Consider the following 20,652-nt stretch of genomic DNA (forward strand, 5'->3'; position numbering starts at 1 on the left):
CGATGCTCGCGGGGGGAGGGAGAACTAAGCGGAGCGATATGATGCGTGTCGTTGGTGGACGGCTGAAAGGCCGCACTCTGGCAGCACCGAGCTCGCAAGCGATCCGGCCGACCGCGGACCGCCTGCGCGAGTCGCTGTTCAACATTCTCGCCCATGCCTATGGCAACCCGATGCTGGATGCCCGGGTGCTCGACCTGTTTGCCGGCACCGGCGCGCTCGGCATCGAGGCGGTGTCGCGCGGTGCGAAATTCACGTTGTTTGTGGATGACGGCGCCGAGGCGCGCGCCCTGCTGCGCAACAATGTCGAGGCGCTGGGCCTTGGCGGTGTCAGCAAGATCTATCGCCGCGACGCCACCAAGCTCGGCCCGGCCCATCCGGTCGAGCCGTTTGCGCTGGTGTTTTGCGATCCGCCGTACCGCAAGCAGCTCGCCGAGCGCGCGCTGGCCTCGCTACGCGATGGCGGCTGGCTCGAGCCGGACGCGCTGGTGATTGTCGAGGAAGCCAAGGATGCCGGCTTCACCGCGCCGGAGGGGTTTGCCGAACTGGAACGCCGCGCTTACGACGACACGGAATTTACGTTCCTGAAATTCGGCGCGCCCGACACCAACGACTGATCATCACTCATTGGCACGTCATGGCCGGGCTTCGTCCCGGCCATCTATGTCTTTGCCCGTTGAAACGCTTTCAAGACGTGGATGCCCGCGACAAAGCGCGGGCATGACGAGTCAGTGCGGGGTGACGATTCAGGCCGTCATTCCGGGATGCGCCGCGCGGCGGCGCAGACCCGGAATCTCGATCCATTGACAACAACTTCTGGATTCCGGGTTCGCGCTTCGCGCGCCCCGGAATGACCGCGTGAGGGCGATTGTTGCCTCACAAATCGGCGGCGGCGATCCAAAACACTTCGCCCTCGGAATCCTCGGTGTCGAGCCACAGCAGCGGCAGCTCCGGGAACGCCTCCTCAATGGCGTCGCGGCAGCGGCCGACTTCGCACAGCAGCCCGCCATCGGCCTCGAGATACGTCGGCGCCGCTTCGAGAATCCGGCGCACCAGATCGATGCCATCGGCGCCGCCGTCGAACGCCATGCTCGGCTCGGCGCGGCATTCCGGCGGCAGCGACGCCATGCCCGCGGCATCCACATAGGGCGGATTGGAAATGATCAGGTCGTAGCGCGCGCCGCGCAGCGGTGCGAACAGATCGCCCTGATGCAGCGCAATGCGATCGGACAGATCATGATCGGCGACGTTGCGCGCCGCGACTTGCAGCGCGTCGGCCGACAGATCGACGGCATCGACATGGGCATTTGGGAAATGCAGCGCGGCCAGGATCGCCAGACACCCCGAGCCGGTGCACAGATCGAGCACGTTCTCGACCGCGTCGGGGTTGTCGATCAGCGCGGCGCTGTCACCAAGCTGCGGATCGCCGAAATGCGACGACAGCAATTCGCCGATGAAGGAGCGCGGCACGATCACCCGCTCATCGACATAGAACGGCACGCCGCGCATGTAGATCTTGTTGACCAGATAGGCCGCCGGCTTGCGGGTGGTGATACGCCGCTCGATCAGATCGATCAGTTTTTCAGCTTCCGCGGTGCTGACGCGGGCATGGGCAAAGGTGTCGAACTGATCGGGCGCCAGGTGCAGCGCCTCGCCGATCAGGAACGCGGCTTCCGACACCGGATCGGTGGTGCCATGCGCGAACACCAGTTTGGCGGCCACGAACCGGCTGACGGCGTAGCGCAGAAAATCCAGCAGCGTGAACAGCTCGCCCGGCTTGGCCGGCGGCAGGAGCGCCGAAGACGGCTGGCTGGTGCTGTCGATAGTGGCCATTATTGCTTCTCCCAACGCGCGGCAGCCGCGTCGTCATGCTGTTGTGCCTCGACCCAGGCGCTGCCGTCCGCGCGTTCCTCGCGCTTCCAGAACGGGGCATGGGCCTTGAGATAGTCCATCAGAAATTCCGCGGCGGCGAATGCCGCCTGGCGATGCGCCGAGGCGGTCACGACCAGCACGATGCGATCGCCCGGCACCAGCCGGCCGACCCTGTGGATCACCGTGACCGCGCTGAGCGGCCAGCGCGCCAGCGCGGTATCGACATGGCGGCGGATTTCAGCCTCTGCCATGCCGGGATAATGTTCGAGCGTCAGCGCCGCGACATCGCGGCCGTCGTCGCGGCCGCGGCACAGGCCGGTGAACGACACCACCGCGCCGATCTCGCTGCGGCCATGGCTGAGCGCATCGATCTCCGCGGCGATATCGAAATCGGCATCCTGAATGCGGATGGTGACAGGCGCAGCCATCGCGGCGCTAGCCGCCGGTCATCGGCGGAAACAGCGCCACCTCTCGCGCCCCGGCGAGCGGCGCGTCGGCCTGCACGTGGCACTGATCGATCGCGGCGCGGATCACCTGCGGCCGATCGAACGCGGCGGCGTAATTGTCGTCGCGCTGCGCCAGCCAGCCGATCAGGTCGCCGACCGTGCGCACCTCGGCCGGCGGTTCAAAATCATCTTCATCCTTGCCGATCCGTTCGCGTACCCAGGCGAAATACTTCACCCTCATGCCGCGTCCTCTTCGATCAGGTGATGGATGCCGGCCCGGAAATAATCATAGCCGGTGTAGATGGTCAGCAGCGCCGAGACCCACAGCAGCGACAGCCCGATCATGCTGTTCCAGGGCAGCACCCGGTCGCCCGCCTCGCCGGCGAGCAGAAAGCCGATCGCCACCAGCTGCACGGTGGTCTTCCATTTGGCGAGCCGGGTCACCGGCACGCTGACGCGCAGCGCCGCCAGATATTCGCGCAGCCCGGACACCAGGATTTCGCGGCACAGGATCACGATCGCCGCCCACAGCGTCCAGCCATAGATGATGCCATCCGCCGCCAGCATCAAAAGGCACGACGACACCAAGAGCTTGTCGGCGATCGGGTCGAGCATGCGGCCGAACGCGGAATGCTGGTCCCAGATCCGCGCCAGATAGCCGTCGAAAAAGTCGGTGACCGCAGCGAATACGAAAACCGCCAGAGCGACCCAGCGCAGCCAGAGCGGGCCGTTCATGATCGATTGCGCATAGATGCAACCGACCACCACCGGGACCGCGGCGATCCGGGCGTAGGTGAGGATGTTGGGAAGAGCCAGCGTGTGCTTCGCTACCCTTCGGGTCGAAACGGTGTTCATACGCTCTACCAACCCTGCTGGCGCACCAAGGTCAACCTTCGCTCTGGACGGCTCTCCCGGCAAAGCGGGGGCCTCGCGACGCAGACCAGTTCTAAAACCATTGCCACGTAATCCCTAGCCCGGTTGTGGGTGAAAATAGTCGAAGATTCGCCTGGCGCTTTCCGCACTGATGCCCGGCACCTTGCCGAGATCGCCCAGCGACGCGCGCTCGATCTCCTTCAGGGTTCCGAAATGGTGCAGCAGCGCCCGTTTGCGCGCTGGTCCAATGCCGGGGATCTCCTGCAATCCCGCCTCCCGAATATCCTTTTTGCGCAGCTTGCGATGCGAGCCGATCACGAATCGGTGCGCCTCGTCGCGCAGCCGCTGGATGAAGTACAGCACCGGGTCGCGCGGTTCGAGCTTGATCGGCTCGCGCCCCGGCATGAACAGCGTTTCGCGCCCGGCGTCGCGGTCCGGCCCCTTGGCGACCGCCATCAGCATCACCCGGTCGACCCCGAGCTTGGCGACGATCTCCATCACGGCGTTGAGCTGGCCGCGGCCGCCGTCGATGATCACCAGATCCGGCCATTGCGGCACGTCATCCTCCCGCGCCGGCGCCGCCGTGTCGGCCGGCGCGGCCAGCAGCCGCTTGAAGCGGCGCTCCAGCACTTCGCGCATCATGCCATAGTCGTCGCCGGGGTTCAGCGTTTCGGAGCGGATGTTGAATTTGCGGTACTGGTTCTTGATGAAGCCATCAGGCCCCGCGACGATCATGGCACCGACCGCATTGGTGCCCTGGATGTGGCTGTTATCGTAAACCTCGATGCGCTGCGGCACCCGCGGCAGTTGCAGCGTGGTCACCAGCGCTTCCAGCAGCCGGGTCTGGGTGGCGGTATCGGCGAGCTTGCGGCCGAGCGCCTCGCGGGCATTGGTCAGCGCGTGGCCGACCAGCTCTTTCTTCTCGCCGCGCTGCGGAACCACGATCTCGACCTTGCGGCCGGCCTTGACCGCCAGCGCCTCGGTCAGCAGCTCGCTATCCTCGATGGCGTGCGACAGCAGGATCAGCCTGGGCGGCTGCTTGTCGTCGTAAAACTGCGTCAGGAACGCGCCCAGCACTTCCTCGGCGGTAAAAGTCTTTTCGGCGCGCGGGAAATACGCGCGGTTGCCCCAGTTCTGGCCGGTGCGGAAGAAGAACACCTCGACGCAGAAGTAACCGCCCTCCTGGTGCACGGCGAATACGTCCGCCTCCTCCACGGTGCGCGGATTGATACCCTGCTGCGACTGCACCGCGGCCAGCGCCGCCAGCCGGTCGCGGTACAGCGCCGCGGTCTCGAATTCGAGCGCTTCGGACGCCTTCTCCATCTCCTCGGCGAGCTGCTGTTTCACGGCGCGGCTGCGCCCCGACAGGAAGTCGGTGGCCTCGCGCACCAGCGCGCTATAGCCGGGGAAATCGACCTCGCCGGTACACGGCCCGGCGCAGCGCTTGATCTGATACAGCAGGCACGGCCGGGTGCGGCTTTCAAAGAATGAGTCCGAGCAGGAGCGCACCAGAAACGCGCGCTGCAAGGCGGTGATGGTGCGGTTGACCGCGCCGACCGAGGCGAACGGCCCGAAATAACGGCCCGGCCGCGACTGCGCGCCGCGATGCTTCAGGATCTGCGGCGCCCAATGGTCGCCGGTGATCAGGATGTAGGGAAACGATTTGTCGTCGCGCAGCTGCACGTTGAAGCGCGGCCGCAGCTGCTTGATCAGATTGGCTTCCAGCAGCAGCGCCTCGGGCTCGGTCGCGGTCGAGATCACCTCGACCTCGACCGTGGAGGCGATCATGCGCGCGATGCGCAGCACATGGCCGGTCGGCCGGGCATAGGACGCCAGCCGCTTTTTGACGTTCTTGGCCTTGCCGACATAGAGCACGTCGCGCGTGGCATTGAGCATGCGGTACACGCCGGGCGAGGTCGGCGCCAGCCGCACCGCGCGCGCGATCGCCGAGCGGCCGATCGCCATACCGCTGTTGCGGCCGGACTCGCCGCCCTGCTCCTCCAATTCCGGCTCGATCGGCTCCGGCAACCGGCCCTCGTCATCGTCCTCCTGCGCCAGGCTGGCGGTCGCAGCGTCGATGTCCTGCGTCGCAGCGCCGCGGCTGGTCGCGGGCGCCGGCGCGGACGCAGCTTCGGAACCGGGCGGGCTGTCCGGACGGGGCTCTGGGTCGTCGATCATGGCGCTAAACTAGAGCATAAGCGCGCCTGATAGAAACCAACCCGCCATCCTAGACTGTTGTTTTCACGGGTTTTCTTGACCAAGGACGCGGCCGGCCGCGGCCGCGAGCGCAAGGCGGCACAGCGTACAGCCGCGATCCTGGCCTGGTAAGGAACCTTTAATCATCGCCATTGATGCCGCCGCGGCCGACTTTGCGGTTTAACAACTGCTTAACTGCCCATTTTCGATAAATTTGAACGGTAAGAGAGGCAATTCGGTAACCATCCAACACCTCGCTTGCCCGCCGACCGAACCCGGCCGGTGCAGCGAAGGAGCATCTAAGATGTGCAGGATCGCAATGACGGCGATGGCAGCGGTGGCAGCGGTGGCAGCGGGTCTGCTCGCGGCGCCGTATTCGGCCCAGGCCGCCGATTTCTCGTATGGTTCGCGCGCGCCCTACACCGTCAACCAGCCGCTGAACGCCTATAGCTGGGCCGGCCCCTATCTCGGCGGCAATCTCGGCTATGGCTGGGGCGACATCCACAACAACGCCGCCAAACCCTCCGGTTTGAACGGCGGTATCCAGGGTGGCTACAACTGGCAGTCCGGCGCATTGGTCTATGGCCTGGAAGGCGACCTGCAGCTGTCTGGCGCCGAGGACACCTTCGCCCAGTACAAATTCTCCAATCCCTGGTTCGGCACGGTGCGTGGCCGGATTGGCTACACTTTCAGCAACGTGATGTTCTACGGCACCGGCGGTCTGGCGTTCGGTGAACTCAAGGGACAGTTCGCGGGCTGGTCCGAGTCCCACACCAATGCCGGCTGGACGGTCGGTGTCGGCGCCGAGTTCGGCCTGACGTCCAACTGGAGCGCCAAGGTCGAGTATCTCTATGTCGACCTGAACAACAGCTACTTCTCATCTACCGGCGCCTCGAACGGCTATCAGTTCGGCGTCGTCCGTCTCGGCGTCAACTATCACTTTTAGGGGCACAACAAGAAGCTTCGACAGCCAAACAGCGCCCGGCCGCACCAACGGCCGGGCGTTTTGTCATTTCAGACCGGCCATATCCGCGAGCGCTGAGCCAACAGCTCGCCGCGCGGCAAGCCAGAGCACCGGCCGAGAGCTACCTCGCTCGCTCCGTGCTGCTTCCAGATTGCCGAGCGTTGCGGGCCCGATCCGAACCGCAGCCCTTGGTGAGTGAGGGACGCTGACCGCGAGCTACAAACGTAGCTACAAACGCGGCCAGTGCCGAGGCCAGCGTTCCGGCTGGCCGCAGCCCCAATACCGCGCCGCCTGAAACGCGGCTATGCGCCCAAGATCTTGCGCCCGATACGCCACTGCGGAATGAGCGGAGATGCCGCTACAGCGGCCTTGTCTCGTCAGCGAGACATTGCCCCTTTAGCGCCCCCTTCAGCGGCATTGTCGTCAGCAGGTGCTGCCTTCAGCGTATTTGCACCGGCCCCACGGCCTGCCGGAAAACATCGCCTTCAACAAAACACCGCATTCAACAAACAGCACCTTCAACAAACAGCACCTTCGACAAAACACTGCCGATGCCGCCGCGCCTATCCGCAGCGCAGCCAAAGCCATGCGGTGGCGCGGCTCGCGCCGCACCCCGCAAAACTACTTAGCCGCGTCGCGCTACGACACGACCAGATTGACGGCCTTGGGGCCTTTGCCCTTCTTGTCCGGCTCGACTTCAAAGCTGATCCGTTGGCCCTCGATCAGGTCCTTCAAGCCGGCGCGTTCGACTGCCGTGATGTGGACGAACACATCGCGGCCGCCATCGTCCGGCTTGATAAAGCCGTATCCGCGTTCGCCGTTGAAGAACTTCACCGTTCCCGTCATCGCCATCGGGAAACACTCCTCTCCCCCGCATTGCTTCCACCCGTCACGCACGCGCGCAACAGATCGGTCGACCGGTCATTGCGCGCGGAAAGCGTGGCCATGCGATCGAGGCAGGGGGCGACCTGCCGGTGAAATACGCGTCGAGGCCGTATCACTCCGCCGCTCCCATTTGCGAAAGCGGAACGTCAAGCCAGTCCAGTAGACGTAAGCATAATACGGTTTGTTACGAATTGCCTACGGGGTAGTTGCGACTTTTCGCAACGGAGTATGCTCACGGCTTCGCGATTTCCAGCCGGTAGCGGCCGGGCCCGCCCTGGCCGAGCGGCCTGACGAGTTCGGGCAGGATCACGCGCAGCTCATCGGCCAGCGTCCAAGGCGGATTGACAATCAGCAGCCCGCTCGACACCAGCCCGCTTTGCTCGGAGGGCGGCGCAACGCTGAACTCAAGGCGCAGGCAGCTGCCCGGCTTCGGACCGCGCGCGGCGATCTCCGCCACCTGGCTCGCCAGCGTGTCGGTGGCCCGGCGGCTCTTGACCGGATACCAGATCAAGTACACGCCGCTCTGCCATTTCGCCGAGGCGATCGCTAAGCGCTCGGCCACCTGCTCGAACTCATCCTTGCGCTCGAACGGCGGGTCGATCAGTACCAGCCCGCGGCGCTCCTGCGGTGGAACAAACGCCGGCAGCCCAACCCAGCCGTCGAGGTCCACCACCCGCGCCTGGGTGTCGCGGCGCAGCGCGTTGATCAGCGATTTCCGTGCGGTCGGTTCCAGCTCGCAGGCCACCATGCTGTCCTGCGGCCGCAGCAGCGCCCGCGCGATCAGAGGCGAGCCCGGATAGGCGATCAACTGGCCGGGCGGGTTGAAGGCGCGCACAATATCGAGATAGGGCCGCAGCAGCTGTTCGGCCTCGTCCGTGAACCGGGCCTGCAGCACGCGCGCGATCCCGGTCAGCCATTCGCCGCCGCGGGTCGCTTCGGCGCTGGTCAGATCGTACAGGCCGGCGCCGCCATGGGTGTCGATCACCCGGAACGCGGTCGGCTTTTCCTGCAAGTAGCAGAGGATCCGCACCAGCACGATGTGTTTGATGACGTCGGCGAAGTTACCGGCGTGAAAGGCGTGACGATAGTTCATGATCCAGCACTAGCCCGGAACTGGCCGCGGCGCGAACTGTTTCGCACTGCGGACACTGGTGATTAGGAGAAATTTAGTCGAGATCGACGATCGGCGCAGCAATCCTGCCGCGGCGCCAAATTTCCTTGGCATTGCAACATCGTGGATGCCGCAAAGAGCGCAACCGCGCGTGGGGGGTTAACGCGCTGTTTAACCACGGATGCTAGGTATGAGCCTCCAAGGACGGCGGTTTTCCCCTCCTTCAAACATGTCGGGCACCCCGGCAATAATTGTTCAATTGGTGTGTTCAACGCGCCCCGCGCGCGCTGTGGGAGTTCAAGATGGCGGTCGATCTGTCGATGCCGGTACTGGTGGTGGATGATTACAACACCATGATCCGCATCATTCGCAATCTTCTCAAGCAACTGGGCTTCCAAGACATCGATGACGCCAGCGATGGCTCGGAAGCGCTGGCCAAGATGCGCACCAAGAAATACGGCTTGGTGATCTCCGACTGGAATATGGAGCCGATGACCGGCTACGATCTGCTGAAGGAAGTTCGCGCCGATCCCAATCTGGCGATGACCAAATTCATCATGATCACCGCGGAATCGAAGACCGAAAACGTGATCGCGGCGAAGAAGGCCGGCGTCAACAACTACATCGTCAAGCCGTTCAACGCGGCGACGCTGAAGACCAAGATCGAAGCAGTGTTTCCGGATCCGGTGCCGGCGTAAGCCTGCACCGATCTGGATGGACTGCTGCAACGCGCCCATTGGGCGCGTTTTTCGTATCTGCAGACGACCCGCCGCGACAACACACCGCAGCAATACTCAACTTAGTGGTGCAGACCCCGGTGATAACTACCAGCGCAGGTCGCGCGTGAGCGCCAACGGCGGCTCGCCGAACAATTGCTGAGCGGCCGCCGGCGAGAGCGTGCCGGTGCCGTTAAAATCCTCGGCGTGGATGCCGCGGGTCACGAACAGACAATCGATGCCGTACGACTGCGCGCCGATCAGATCGGTCCGCACTGAATCGCCAATCGCCAGCACCCGCGCCGGCGAAGTCGGCGCGCCGCGAAGGCTCTCGGCGATCGCGGCGGCGCGCTGATAGATCGGCAGATGCGGCTTGCCGTAAAAGATCACCTCGCCGCCGATCTCGCGATACAGCTCGGCAATCGCGCCCGCGCAATAGATCAGCCGGTCGCCGCGCTCGACCACGATGTCGGGATTGGCGCAGACCAGCGTCAGGCGCCGCGCCAGCGCCTGTTCCATCATGCCGCGATAATCCTCGGCGCATTCGGTCTCGTCGTCGAACGGCCCAGTGCAGATGATGTAATCGGCCTGGTCGAGCGGGGTCAGCACGGTGTCGAGCCCGCGATAGATGGAATTGTCGCGCTGCGGGCCGAGCCAGAACACCGACTGGCCGGGATGGTCGGCGACATAGTTGCGGGTCAGATCGCCGGACGACACGATCGCGTCGTAGCAATCATCGGGCACGCCGAACTGCCGCAACTGCCGCTGCACCGAGTCCGCGGGGCGCGGCGCGTTGGTGATCATCACCACGGTGCGGCCCTGGTCGCGGGCGGTGCGCAGCGCGGCGCACGCCTCCGGGAAGGCGGCGACGCCGTTATGCACGACCCCCCAGATGTCGCTGAACAGCACATCGACCTCGCCAACGAGGTCGCGCAAATGATCGACGTAACGGAGTGTTGTCATCAGGTCCGAGGGGTTCAGTACGGGCCAGCCGCACGCCGCACCAACGCGGCATTGCCAGTGAGGCGTGACGCTTCAGTCCGATTGCTATCGGACGGCGAGTTCTTATTGGAATTGACCGCCCGCGCGGCGGTCGCGGGCCGGGCCTGGTTGGCGTTTTCCGGGCGCAGCGGACGCGGCGCGGCGAACAGGAAGCCCTGGCCGAAGCGCACGTCGTAATCGAGCAGATCGACCACCGCGCGCTCGCCCTCGATGCGCTCGGCGATCAGATCGATGCCATAGCGGCCGAGCAGATCGGGCAGATCATGCGGATGGATATGGGCCGGCACCTGCTCGCTATGCTCCAGCAGCAGCGCGGCCGGCACCTTGAAGAAGCGCACGCCGCGATCGGCCAGTTCGCGCGGCTCGATGCGCAGATCGGTGACGTGGTCGATCGAGAACCGGTAGCCGCGCTGCGCCAGCGCCGCCAGATGCTCGATCTCGAGCGGACCGAAATTGCGGAACGCGCTCTGCTTGAATTCGATGACGAACGACGAGGCCTGCGCGCGGTTGGCCTCCAGGAACGACAGGCACTGCGCGAAGGCGCGGCGGTCGCTGAGCGTGGCCGCGGCGAGGTTGCAGAACACGCCGACATCCTTGTTGCGCACCAGCAGCCGGCGCAGCACCTGCATGCAGCGCAACAGCAGAATGTAGTCGATGCGCGTCATCAGCCCGGCGCTCTCGGCGGCGTCGATGAATTGTTCGGCGGTCAGCACCTGGTCGTCGGCATCGCGCAGCCGGGTGACCGCCTCGTAGAACCGTACCTTGCGCTGCGGCAGGCTGACGATCGGCTGCAGATAGAGATCGAGCCGGTTGGCCTCGACCGCGGCCTGCACCGCTTGTACCACCCGCAGATCTGGCCCTGTTCCGGACACCAGCTCGGGCTGCGGCATCGCGATCGGGGCAACTGGCGCAACCGGCGCCGCAGCCGCGGCGGCCGGCGCCATCGGCAACGGCACCACGGTCGGTACGATCGGCGGCGCGGCCGGCGGCCTCATCGCCATCGGCGCAGCGGCAACCGGGGCCAGAGCGACCGGGGCCGCGACCATGGGCGCGACGGGCGGCGGAGCGGCCACGATCGGTGCCGGCGCCACCGGGGGCGGCGGCGGCACAGCAGCGGCCGGCGCGGCGGGCGGCGGCATCGCCAACGCCTGCGCTTCCGCCAGCTTGGCCAGTTCCATCAACAAATCTTCATGGGCGGACACGCTGCTGGCCAGATGCTTGACCATGGTGCCGAGCTCGCCGATCTCGCCGGCGACCGCCTGCAACTGCTCGGCGCCATGGCCGTTGCCATTGCTGACCGGCGCGATCGCGGCCTTGCTTTCCAGCACCGACAGCCGGCGGCCGAATTCGGCGACCTGGCGCGCCAGATCGGCGGTGCCGCGCGACAGGCTCTCGACCTGACCGGTGGCGTCATTACGCTCGCGCAGCCGCATCGACACCGCATTGTACAGCAGCATGAAGGTCAGCACCGTCATTGCGACGATCGCCGATTCCCCAAAGCTGAACCGGGCCATCGAATACAGCACCATCCCCAGTGAGGCCGAAACCAGCACCATGCAGATGGCGATGAATATCGTGGAAATGCGAATCATCGAACGCGGGTTTTCTCCAGGGCGCAAGCCTGCCGGCGAGCGCCAGCCGACCAGCCTCAGCCCCAGTGATCAAAGTGACGCCGTCCGGCCGCAAGGCCGGTTCCCGCCTTACGGTATACGCCCGCCGGGCAAGAGGTGAGCCATCATTGGCGAATCGGCGACTCAATCCACTGGATTCATTCGCCGATCGCCGCTGGGTCACGCCACGGCGCGGATCACCCGGCCGACCTTGTCGATGATCTCGCCGATGTCGGCGTCGCTGGCGATCAAAGGCGGGGTCAGCGCCAGGGTATCGCCGGCGATGCGCAGCATCAGGTCGTGGTCATGGAAGCCGGCATTCATCGCGTCATAGCCGCGCTTGCCGGGCGCATCCGCGATCGGCGCGAGGTCGATGCCGGCGGTGACGCCGACGGTGCGGATATCGACCACGTTGGGCTGGCCCTTCAGGGTCATCACCGCATCGGCCATCACGGTTTCGAGCTGGCGGGCGTGCTCGAACAGCTTTTCGTCGCGGTAGATGTCGAGCGTGGCCAGGCCGGCGGCGCAGGCCAAGGGATGCGCGGAATAGGTGTAGCCGTGGAACAGCTCAACGACATGCTCGGGGCCGGTCATGAACGCATCATGCACGGTGTCACGCACCACCACGCCGCCCATCGGCACCGCGCCGTTGGTGACGCCCTTGGCGAAGGTGATCATGTCCGGGGTGACGCCATAGCGCTCGGCGGCGAAGCCGTAGCCGAGCCGGCCGAACCCAGTGATCACCTCGTCGAAAATCAGCAGAATGCCGTGCTTCTGGGTGATCTCGCGCAGCCGCTGCAGATAGCCCTTGGGCGCCGGCAGCACGCCGGTCGAACCGGCCATCGGCTCGACGATCACGGCCGCGATGGTGTTGGCGCCGTGCAGCGCCACCAGCCGCTCCAGCTCGTCGGCGAGATGGGCGCCGTAGTCCGGCTCGCCCTTGGTGAAGGCCTGCTTGTCGCGATCATAGGTGGCGGGCAGATGGTCGACGCCGGCGATCAGGTTGCCGAACATTTTGCGGTTGGCGCCGATGCCGCCGACCGCGGTGCCGCCAAAGCCGACGCCATGATAGCCGCGCTCACGGCCGATCAGCCGGGTGCGGGTGCCCTCGCCGCGGATGGCATGATAGGCGAGCGCAATTTTGAGCGCGGTGTCGCCGGCTTCCGAGCCGGAATTGCAGAAAAACACCTGCTCGAGCCCGGCCGGCGCCAATTGCGCAATCCGGGTCGCCAGTTCAAACGCTTTGGGCTGGCCGAACTGGAACGGCGGCGAGAAATCGAGTTCCTTGGCCTGGCTGGCGATCGCGGCGGCAATCGCGTCGCGGCTATGGCCGGCATTGGTGCACCACATGCCCGAGGCGCCATCGATCACCTTGCGGCCATCGGTGGTGAAATAATGCATGTCCTTGGCGCCAGCGATCATCTTCGGCGTGCGCTTGAAAGCGCGGTTCGCCGTGAACGGCATCCAGAACGCGGCAAGATCGTTCGGCGCACTGACGGCGGACGCTGGGCTTTTGTCGAGCATGTCTGTCCTCTTTTGGGGGGATCGCGGGCACACTGGCCAGCCATTAGGTAGATTACCAGCTTCGGGCCCGCGCGGAAACGGCGAAAGCCATCCATTTGAGCAGGATCAACTATTCCGCCGGGCCGGCCCCGGCAATGGGCGTCTGGTCGCACGGCTGGCTTGCCGCTCCGCCGCGGCGCTGATACGACGCCCGCCATGTCCGACAAGATGCAAAAACCTAAGAAACCCGCCAAATTGCGCGCCCGGCTGCCCCGCGGGCTGGCCGACCGCGGCCCGGCGGAGATCGCCGCCACCCGCCAGATGGTCGAGACCATCCGCGAGGTCTATGAGCGCTATGGCTTCGAGCCGGTCGAGACCCCGGCCTTCGAATACACCGACGCGCTCGGCAAGTTCCTGCCCGACCAGGACCGGCCCAATGAGGGCGTGTTCTCGCTGCAGGACGACGACGAGCAGTGGATCAGCCTGCGCTACGACCTGACCGCGCCGCTGGCACGCTACGTCGCCGAGAATTTCGACAACCTGCCAAAGCCCTATCGCAGCTACCGGCATGGCTGGGTGTTCCGCAACGAGAAGCCCGGCCCCGGCCGCTTCCGCCAGTTCATGCAGTTCGACGCCGACACCGTGGGCAGCGCCTCGCCGGCCGCTGACGCCGAGATGTGCATGATGGCCGCGGACGCGATGGAAGCGCTGGGCATCCCGCGCGGCAGCTATGTGGTGAAGGTCAATAACCGCAAGGTGCTGGACGGCATCCGCGAAGCGCAGGGCATCGACAGCGACGCGCAGTGGCTGACCGTGATGCGCGCCATCGACAAGGCCGACAAATTCCCGATCGCCGATATCATTCAGCTGCTCGGTCCGGGACGCTGGGATGGCGGCGAAGAAGGCAAAGGCGACTTCACCAAGGGCGCCGGCCTCAATGACGCGCAGATCAGCGAGATCATCAGCTTCATCGGCAATCCGCAGGACGCCGGCGCGAGCGCGCGCGGCAGCGACAATGCCGCGACCATCGCCAATATGCGCGAGCGCGTTGCCAACTCCAAGATCGGCACCGAAGGCGTCGAAGAACTGGCAATGATCGCCAGCCTCGCCGATGCCGGCGGTTATGGCGAGTGCGTGCGTATCGATCCCTCGGTGGTGCGCGGCCTCGAATACTATACCGGCCCGGTCTATGAGGTGGAGCTGCTGCTCGAGACCAACGACGACAAGGGCCGCCCGGTGCGGTTCGGCTCGGTCGGCGGCGGTGGGCGCTATGACGGGCTGGTGTCGCGGTTCCGCGGCGAGCCGGTGCCGGCCACCGGCTTCTCGATTGGCGTATCGCGGCTGCAGGCGGCGCTGACGCTGATCGGCAAGATCAACACCGCGCCGGCGCTCGGCCCGGTGGTGGTGACGGTGTTCGACCGCGACCGGATCGCCGACTATCAGAAGATGGTCGCGCGGCTGCGCGCCGAAGACATCCATGCCGAACTCTATCTCGGCAATCCCAAGAGCATGGGCAACCAGCTCAAATATGCCGACAAGCGCAACGCGCCTTGCGTGATCATCCAGGGCTCGGACGAGAAGAACGATCCGGAAGGTCCGCAAGTGATCGTCAAGGATCTGCGGCTCGGCGCCGAACTGGCCGCGCTCGACAAGGACCGCGACGATTATCTGCAGCGTCAGGCCGACGCGCAGCGCAAGGTGCCGGAACTCGATCTCGTCGACGAAGTGCGCCGAATCATGGCGCGCCACGACCTCGACTGGAAGTAACGGGCGCGGCGCCAGCGCGCCCTGCCCGCAGCTCACAGCACCATGATAACAGAACCGCCACGCGCGGTTCTGTTTTTTTCACCATCTCACCATCGAGCTTGCCGCCGCGGCGCTGCGCCGCGCGGCCATGGCGCCGCGCGATTTGTCATCGGCGGTGGTTCGTGCGATTCAACATCGGCTTGCAGCTTGGCCGGAGCGGCGGACACGCCATCTGGCGGAACTGAAAACGCGGATCGCTTGGACCTTCAGATGGATGTTTTCCGCATGGCCGGCGCAGCCTATCGCGCGCTGACCGCCGTCAAGGACGGCCCCTCGCTCTATGACATCTGCGACGGCGCGCTGCTGCGCCCAAAGCGCGGCAGCAATCATCTCGCCGATTTCTATCGCACCGCGCTTGGCAATCCGGCGCTGCGGCCGCTGCTGCGCCGCGCCGGCCTGCCCGAGCTGAACGACCCGATCCGGTTTCGCGCGCTGCGCGATGCGCTGCTCGCCGCGCGCGACGACGCCGAGCCCGATTGGCAGGCGATCGGCGCGCCGGTCGCGCAATTGCTCGACACCATCACGCTGTCGCATCCCAAGCCGAAGCCGGTCAGCGCTCCGAGCCATCTGCCGCGGCTCGTTGATATCGAAGCGGCGATCCGCGCCTGCGGCACGCATCTGCTCGGCTCGTTCGAGCGCAATGGTTTCATCCCGGCCTATGCCACCTTCAATCTGCTCGGTGACCCCGATTGCCGCGGCCGCGAATTGCAGATGGCGCTCACCGGGCTGAACGCGCGCGGCTACAAGAACTCGACCTTGCTGTTCAATCTGGCGCGGGTGTTCATCGCCCGCTCGCCGGCGCGCGATGTCATCAACCCGCCCTGGACCGGGATCGCCGAACCGATGTGGTCGCCGGTGCAGATAAGGCATCGCACCGCCTATTACGATGCGTTCTTCATCGAGGCGCTGCTCAGCTATCTCGACACCGAACTCGCCACCACCGAGGAAGTCGCGGACGCCCGCAACGCGATCGACGAGATGGTGGCGTTTTGCCTAAATACCAGCCGCGAATTCGTGCGCGGCCGCGATCGCGACCGCTTTGCGGTGGTGACCGCGCTGCCACCGCCGCCGCATCCGCGCTTCAGCCGGTTTTTTGCAGACATCAAGCAGCGGCTCGGCTTCGACGTGTACGTGCCCGATTGCGACACCACGGCCTGCGCGTTCTCCGCCGCCACCAAGGCCGGCGCCAGTGATCCGATGCTGCAGCAGCCGCTGATCGATTTCTACGCGCTGTACCAGATCCGCGCCGGCGGCAACGCCCCGCAGGTCACGGTGCCGCTCAACGAGCATATCGATTATGACGGCGCGATCGTCACCTGGATCGACAGTTTTGCCGGCGAGCGGCCGTTTGGCAACGATCTCGACCCGACGCTCAATCTCGACGTCGTGGAAGTGTCGCTGCGCCATCTCGAGCGCTGGCAGATCTTGGAGACGCCTTCGCGGCTCGCCACGCTGCAACGGATCATCGGTTTCCACCGCCGCCTGATCGGCAGCGGCGCTTTTGCCGATCCGCGCTCGCACATCTACTATCTGCCGGAATTGTACGCCGCCTATTTCGGGCGCTGCTACGCCGCGTTCCGCGCGCTGCCCGAAGCGGCTCAGCGCGTCATCGATCCCGATCAGGCCTTTGCCGAGATGCGCGAGCGCGTGCTGCGCTATGTCGAAGATGAGCTGATCACCCATGAGATCAACCCGTTCGACGCCGCGCTGGCGCTGCTGGCGCTCGGCCATCTCGGCGCCGAGCCACGCCATTTTGCGGCGCCGCTGCATTGTATCCTGAACCAGCTCGGCGAAGGCGGTCGCAAGGTGCCGTTCAAGGCCTATGAGTGGAACAAGATGAAGACGCCGACCCGCATTCTGGTCGGCGGCCCGGAGGTGACCTCGGCCTTCGTGCTGATGGCGCTGGCGCTGGCGCGGCGCGTGCTACGTCAGCACCAACCGCTGTCCTGAGCGCGCGACTTTCGCTGCCGGCATGCCGGCCCTGTGCTGATCTGCACTGGCGCGCGTGCCGAACTCGCATCACAATCGCTTGCCATGCTGGGACGGTGGTGATTGCGGGTGATGACGACCATGCGACGACTGCTCTTGCCGGCGCTGATCGCGCTGATGATGCCGATGACGGCCAATGCCGCCGAGATCAACGGCGTGCCGAAAATCCGCGAGGCCGATCAGATCGTGATCGGTTCGACCAGGATCAGGCTGCACGGCGTCGATGCGCCGTCGGTCGATCAGTTGTGCCTCGACAGCAAAGGCGAGCGCTGGAGCTGCGGCGTGGCGGCGCGCGACGAGCTGATCCGCCATGTCGGCACCAAGAGCTGGCATTGCAAGACCCTGCATCTCGACCGGCGCGGCCGCATGCTGGCGCAGTGCACGGTCGACGGCGAAGACATCCAGAAATGGCTGGTGCAGCACGGCTGGGCGCTGGCGTTCGTCAAATATGCGCGCGACTACGAAGCCGAGGAAAAGGCCGCGCGCGCCGCCAAGGCCGGGCTGTGGGCTGGCGCGTTCTTCGCGCCGTGGGACTGGCGGGTGCGCAACAAGAAGACCACGGTGCTCGGCGCGGTGAAGCCGCCGGACACTGCCAGCGCGATCCTGCTGGCCTCGGCTTCCGGCCCGGTGGCGCCGTCGCCGGAATGCACCATCAAGGGCAACGTCAACCGCTCCGGGCACTGCATCTATCACCGGCCGGAAAGCCGCTGGTACGCCAAGATCAAGATGCATGTCAGCAAAGGCACGCGCTGGTTCTGCTCGGTGGAGGAAGCCGAAGCCGCCGGCTGCCGCGAAACGCGGCGCTGAGCATCATGGTCGTCGCATGATATAATACCATCCACTTGTACCAATAACCGTCATGCCCGCGCTTGTCGCGGGCAGCCACGTCTACAAAGCGCCGCAAGATCAAAGACGTGGATGGCCGGGACAAGCCCGGCCACGACGTGCGCAGTAGTTGGTATCAATCGCGGTGGGTATCAGTTCAGCTTGACCACCTCGACCCGGCGGTTTTTGGCACGGCCGTCCTCGGCGTCGTTGGAAGCCGCGGGTGCCGCCATGCCGACGCCGGCGGCGCGCAGCCGCTTCGGATCGATGCGGAAGTTAGCAGCCAGCGCCTTGACCACCGCATCGGCGCGGCGCCGCGACAGATCGATATTGTAGTCATACGCGCCCTGATTATCGGTGTGGCCGACGATCAGCACCGCAAGCTTGGGATCGCGGCCGAGCAGATCGGCGATCTCGGCAAGCGTCGGGTTGGAGGCCGGCTTCAGCTCGGCCTTGTCGGTGTCGAAATAGATGCCGTACAGCGCCACGCGCCCGGTGGCGTTGATGCTCTTGGCCATGTCATCGGCCTTGACCAGCACCATCTTCTGCTCACGCGGCTTCGGCTCAACGATATGCACCAGCGCCACGGTGCGCTCGTGGAACGCCTTGCAGTACAGATCGTCCTTCACCTGAAAAGTCTGCACCGTGACATAGGCGTCGCCCCCAGCCTGCGGAATTTTCGCGCTGAAGAACCGCTGATCGCCGATCCGCGAGGTCAGCGCGCAGGAGCCGTTTGAGAACGGCGCGTCCTTGAGCTGCGCCTCGGTGACGAAATACATCATCAGGCTCATCTCGCCGCCGCCACCGGAGCTGGAGCGGGTCGGGTCGCCGCCGCACTCCTCACCCTTGCAGCTGAACAGGATTTCGCCACCGGCGGCCTGCACGTCGTCCTGATAATTGCGCAGCACTTCGAGCGGCGAGCGCCCAGCCGGCAACAGATAGGCGATCCGGGTGCGTGCGCCTTCCACTTCCAGCTCGGTTTTCGGCTTGAATACGTAGTTATTGGATCGGTCGATCGTGTCGGTGCGCTCCAGCTTCGCAGTCGGAAGCTTGAAATCGGAGAAGGCCAGCCGCTCATAGCTGACGATGAACGATCCTTCGTAGCGCTTCAGCAGCGGGTTATCGCGCGCGCCTGCAATATCCTTGGTGGGAATGGTGGCGTCGGCGCGCGCCGCCGTGGCACCAAACAGACAGAGCGAACCAATCAACAAAATACGACCGAGCATTGCCAAAGAACTCCGTTGCAGAGACCGCCAGCTTGCCAATCCTGGAACCGGACACAAGGGAGGATGTCCCTGACACCGTTAGAGCTGTATGTTCTGACGCGTTTTGTTGACGCGAACCGGGATCCACTTCGCTCGAAAACGCTATAATACCAGCGGCTCATGCCATTGACCCGTCAAGCCCGCGCTTGTCGCGGGCATCCACGTCTTGAACGCGCAGCAAGATCAAAGACGTGGATGGCCGGGACGAAGCCCGGCCATGACGTGCAGATGGGTTGGTGTCAATCGCCGTTGGTATCAAACGCCGTGAGCCGCGGGGGATGCCCGCGGCTCGTGATGGTGGACAGCGATGGGCTCAGGCGATGGTCAGCCCCAGGGGCCGCGACCACCCCACAGGCCGCGCCGCGCGGGGGCGGCGGCCGGCTGCGGCGGGCGGATGCCGAGTTTGGCGGCGAGCTGCTGCAACGCCGCGATCCGGTTCTGGGTCGAGGGATGGGTCGCGAACAGATTGTCCATGCCCTGCCCGGTCAGCGGGTTGATGATGAACATATGCGCGGTCGCCGGCGCGCGCTCGGCCTCGTAATTCGGCACCTGATGCGCGGCGTTCTCGATCTTGGCCAGCGCCGAGGCGAGCCAGGCCGGCTGGCCACAGATGCGCGCGCCGAGATCGTCGGCAGCGTATTCGCGCGAACGGCTGATCGCCATCTGCACCAGCATCGCGGCGAACGGCGCCAGGATCATCATCAGGATCGAGCCGATGATGCCGAGCCCGCCATTGTTGTTCTCGCCCTCGCGGTTGCCGCCGCCAAAGAACATGCCGAACTGCGCCAGCATCGAGATCGCACCGGCGATGGTCGCGGTGATCGTCATCAACAGCGTGTCGTGGTTCTTCACATGCGCGAGCTCATGGGCGATCACGCCGGCGAGTTCTTCGCGCGATAGCGACTGCATCAAGCCGGTGGTGACCGCGACCGCGGCGTTCTCCGGATTGCGGCCGGTGGCGAACGCGTTCGGCTGCGGATTGTCCATGATATAGACCTTCGGCATCGGCAGCTGCGCGTTGCCGGCAAGATCGGCCACCATGCGCACCAGATCGGGCGCAGAGCGGGCGTCGACCTCCTGGGCGCCGTACATCGACAGCACCATCTTGTCCGAATTCCAATAGGCGAAGACGTTGGTGGCCGCGGCGACCGCCAGCGCAATCAGAGCGCCCGAGGAACCGCCGATCAGATAGCCGACGCCCATGAACAGCGCCGTCATCCCGGCCAGCAGGATTGCGGTCTTGAAATAACTCATCGTGTTCTCCTCCGAGCCGCGGCTTACGAACCCGCGGCACAGCCGACAAGTGGGGAGCGGCAATGCGCCGCTCAAGATTGCCCCCTTCAGATCGGCTGCGGCGCCGCGTCGCGGTTTGCGGCAAACGCCTGAAATCGCAGCCAGAAATCAGCCCCAGCAGCACGCCGGCGGAAGCGCCGCACTTGGCCGGAAACGGCCGCATTGCACCGCCGCGCGGACTGCAAACGCCAGCCACTTGTGCAAGCACCCGGCGCGCGCGGCCCCGCGCCGCGTGCTTGCTGCATGCCGAATCCTATCGCAAGGTACCGCCGTGAACGAGCGTTCGGCCTCCTGCGCCA

19 protein-coding genes are annotated in these 20,652 nt (G+C 65.3%); 7 read left to right on the forward strand and 12 right to left on the reverse strand.

What is annotated here, in order from left to right:
* Positions 1 to 2 precede the first annotated feature (2 nt).
* Positions 3 to 614, forward strand: a complete 612-nt coding sequence (rsmD, locus tag BJ122_RS03795; protein ID WP_430694749.1) for a 16S rRNA (guanine(966)-N(2))-methyltransferase RsmD — start codon at positions 3 to 5, stop codon at positions 612 to 614.
* Between the two features lie 259 nt (positions 615 to 873).
* Here rsmD and prmB read toward each other — a convergent pair whose 3' ends face one another.
* The 5 genes from prmB to uvrC all read right to left on the reverse strand — a co-directional run bounded on the left by prmB (position 874) and on the right by uvrC (position 5,366).
* The gene (gene prmB / locus BJ122_RS03800; protein ID WP_110779838.1) at positions 874 to 1,830 is read right to left on the reverse strand and encodes a 50S ribosomal protein L3 N(5)-glutamine methyltransferase; all 957 of its coding nucleotides are present in this window, start codon (positions 1,828 to 1,830) and stop codon (positions 874 to 876) included.
* Entirely contained in the window at positions 1,830 to 2,297 is a 468-nt protein-coding gene (locus tag BJ122_RS03805; RefSeq protein WP_110779839.1) for a molybdenum cofactor biosynthesis protein MoaE, read from the reverse strand. Before BJ122_RS03805 ends, prmB begins: the two co-directional genes overlap by 1 nt.
* A 7-nt stretch (positions 2,298 to 2,304) precedes the next feature.
* A complete protein-coding gene (gene moaD / locus BJ122_RS03810) occupies positions 2,305 to 2,556 on the reverse strand; it encodes a molybdopterin converting factor subunit 1 (RefSeq protein ID WP_103012259.1) in 252 nt (83 codons plus the stop codon).
* Positions 2,553 to 3,170, reverse strand: a complete 618-nt coding sequence (gene pgsA / locus BJ122_RS03815; RefSeq protein WP_103012258.1) for a CDP-diacylglycerol--glycerol-3-phosphate 3-phosphatidyltransferase — start codon at positions 3,168 to 3,170, stop codon at positions 2,553 to 2,555. The genes moaD and pgsA overlap by 4 nt, the downstream gene beginning before the upstream one ends.
* Before the next feature lie 114 nt (positions 3,171 to 3,284).
* Positions 3,285 to 5,366, reverse strand: coding sequence for an excinuclease ABC subunit UvrC (gene uvrC, locus BJ122_RS03820; RefSeq protein ID WP_110779840.1), 2,082 nt, complete (start codon positions 5,364 to 5,366; stop codon positions 3,285 to 3,287).
* 322 nt (positions 5,367 to 5,688) lie between these two features.
* Here uvrC and BJ122_RS03825 point away from each other — a divergent pair, with 322 nt between their 5' ends.
* Positions 5,689 to 6,330 carry an outer membrane protein gene (locus tag BJ122_RS03825; RefSeq protein WP_110779841.1) on the forward strand — a complete coding sequence of 214 codons (642 nt, stop codon included), beginning with the start codon at positions 5,689 to 5,691 and terminating at the stop codon, positions 6,328 to 6,330.
* A gap of 657 nt (positions 6,331 to 6,987) precedes the next feature.
* On the opposite strand, the gene BJ122_RS03830 is transcribed toward BJ122_RS03825, so the two are convergent.
* Together BJ122_RS03830 and BJ122_RS03835 are read right to left on the reverse strand one after the other, a co-directional pair.
* Positions 6,988 to 7,200 (reverse strand): cold-shock protein, encoded by a 213-nt coding sequence (locus BJ122_RS03830; protein WP_027278449.1) that lies wholly within the window; start codon positions 7,198 to 7,200, stop codon positions 6,988 to 6,990.
* Positions 7,201 to 7,465: 265 nt separating this feature from the next.
* Positions 7,466 to 8,326: a 23S rRNA (adenine(2030)-N(6))-methyltransferase RlmJ gene (locus BJ122_RS03835; protein ID WP_110779842.1), complete on the reverse strand. Its 861-nt coding sequence runs from the start codon at positions 8,324 to 8,326 to the stop codon at positions 7,466 to 7,468.
* Between the two features lie 320 nt (positions 8,327 to 8,646).
* Here BJ122_RS03835 and BJ122_RS03840 point away from each other — a divergent pair, with 320 nt between their 5' ends.
* Complete coding sequence (locus tag BJ122_RS03840; protein WP_027278451.1) at positions 8,647 to 9,042, forward strand: response regulator; 396 nt, start codon at positions 8,647 to 8,649, stop codon at positions 9,040 to 9,042.
* 126 nt (positions 9,043 to 9,168) lie between these two features.
* Here the strand turns inward: BJ122_RS03840 and BJ122_RS03845 are convergent, their stop codons facing one another.
* Together BJ122_RS03845 and BJ122_RS03850 are read right to left on the reverse strand one after the other, a co-directional pair.
* The gene (locus BJ122_RS03845; RefSeq protein ID WP_110779843.1) at positions 9,169 to 10,023 is read right to left on the reverse strand and encodes a TIGR01459 family HAD-type hydrolase; all 855 of its coding nucleotides are present in this window, start codon (positions 10,021 to 10,023) and stop codon (positions 9,169 to 9,171) included.
* Positions 10,024 to 10,037: 14 nt separating this feature from the next.
* On the reverse strand, positions 10,038 to 11,618 hold the full coding sequence (locus tag BJ122_RS03850; RefSeq protein ID WP_245407610.1) for an EAL domain-containing protein: 1,581 nt from the start codon (positions 11,616 to 11,618) through the stop codon (positions 10,038 to 10,040).
* Here BJ122_RS03850 and BJ122_RS19525 point away from each other — a divergent pair.
* Entirely contained in the window at positions 11,518 to 11,793 is a 276-nt protein-coding gene (locus BJ122_RS19525) for a hypothetical protein (RefSeq protein ID WP_245407618.1), read from the forward strand. The genes BJ122_RS03850 and BJ122_RS19525 overlap by 101 nt on opposite strands.
* Before the next feature lie 59 nt (positions 11,794 to 11,852).
* Here BJ122_RS19525 and aptA read toward each other — a convergent pair whose 3' ends face one another.
* Positions 11,853 to 13,196, reverse strand: coding sequence for an omega-aminotransferase AptA (gene aptA / locus BJ122_RS03855; RefSeq protein WP_110779845.1), 1,344 nt, complete (start codon positions 13,194 to 13,196; stop codon positions 11,853 to 11,855).
* Positions 13,197 to 13,391: 195 nt separating this feature from the next.
* Here aptA and hisS point away from each other — a divergent pair, with 195 nt between their 5' ends.
* The 3 genes from hisS (at position 13,392) to BJ122_RS03870 (ending at position 17,777) form a co-directional block, all read left to right on the forward strand.
* Positions 13,392 to 14,942: a histidine--tRNA ligase gene (hisS, locus tag BJ122_RS03860; RefSeq protein WP_110779986.1), complete on the forward strand. Its 1,551-nt coding sequence runs from the start codon at positions 13,392 to 13,394 to the stop codon at positions 14,940 to 14,942.
* A 249-nt stretch (positions 14,943 to 15,191) separates the two neighbouring features.
* Positions 15,192 to 16,931 carry a hypothetical protein gene (locus tag BJ122_RS03865; protein ID WP_110779846.1) on the forward strand — a complete coding sequence of 580 codons (1,740 nt, stop codon included), beginning with the start codon at positions 15,192 to 15,194 and terminating at the stop codon, positions 16,929 to 16,931.
* A gap of 120 nt (positions 16,932 to 17,051) precedes the next feature.
* Positions 17,052 to 17,777, forward strand: coding sequence for a thermonuclease family protein (locus tag BJ122_RS03870; RefSeq protein ID WP_110779987.1), 726 nt, complete (start codon positions 17,052 to 17,054; stop codon positions 17,775 to 17,777).
* Positions 17,778 to 17,947: 170 nt separating this feature from the next.
* Here BJ122_RS03870 and BJ122_RS03875 read toward each other — a convergent pair whose 3' ends face one another.
* Positions 17,948 to 19,021 (reverse strand): OmpA family protein, encoded by a 1,074-nt coding sequence (locus BJ122_RS03875; RefSeq protein ID WP_110779847.1) that lies wholly within the window; start codon positions 19,019 to 19,021, stop codon positions 17,948 to 17,950.
* 363 nt (positions 19,022 to 19,384) lie between these two features.
* Positions 19,385 to 20,314, reverse strand: a complete 930-nt coding sequence (gene htpX, locus BJ122_RS03880) for a zinc metalloprotease HtpX (RefSeq protein ID WP_110779848.1) — start codon at positions 20,312 to 20,314, stop codon at positions 19,385 to 19,387.
* Positions 20,315 to 20,652 lie beyond the last annotated feature (338 nt).

Origin of the sequence: Rhodopseudomonas faecalis (assembly GCF_003217325.1) — a bacterium.
GTDB lineage: Bacteria > Pseudomonadota > Alphaproteobacteria > Rhizobiales > Xanthobacteraceae > Rhodopseudomonas > Rhodopseudomonas faecalis.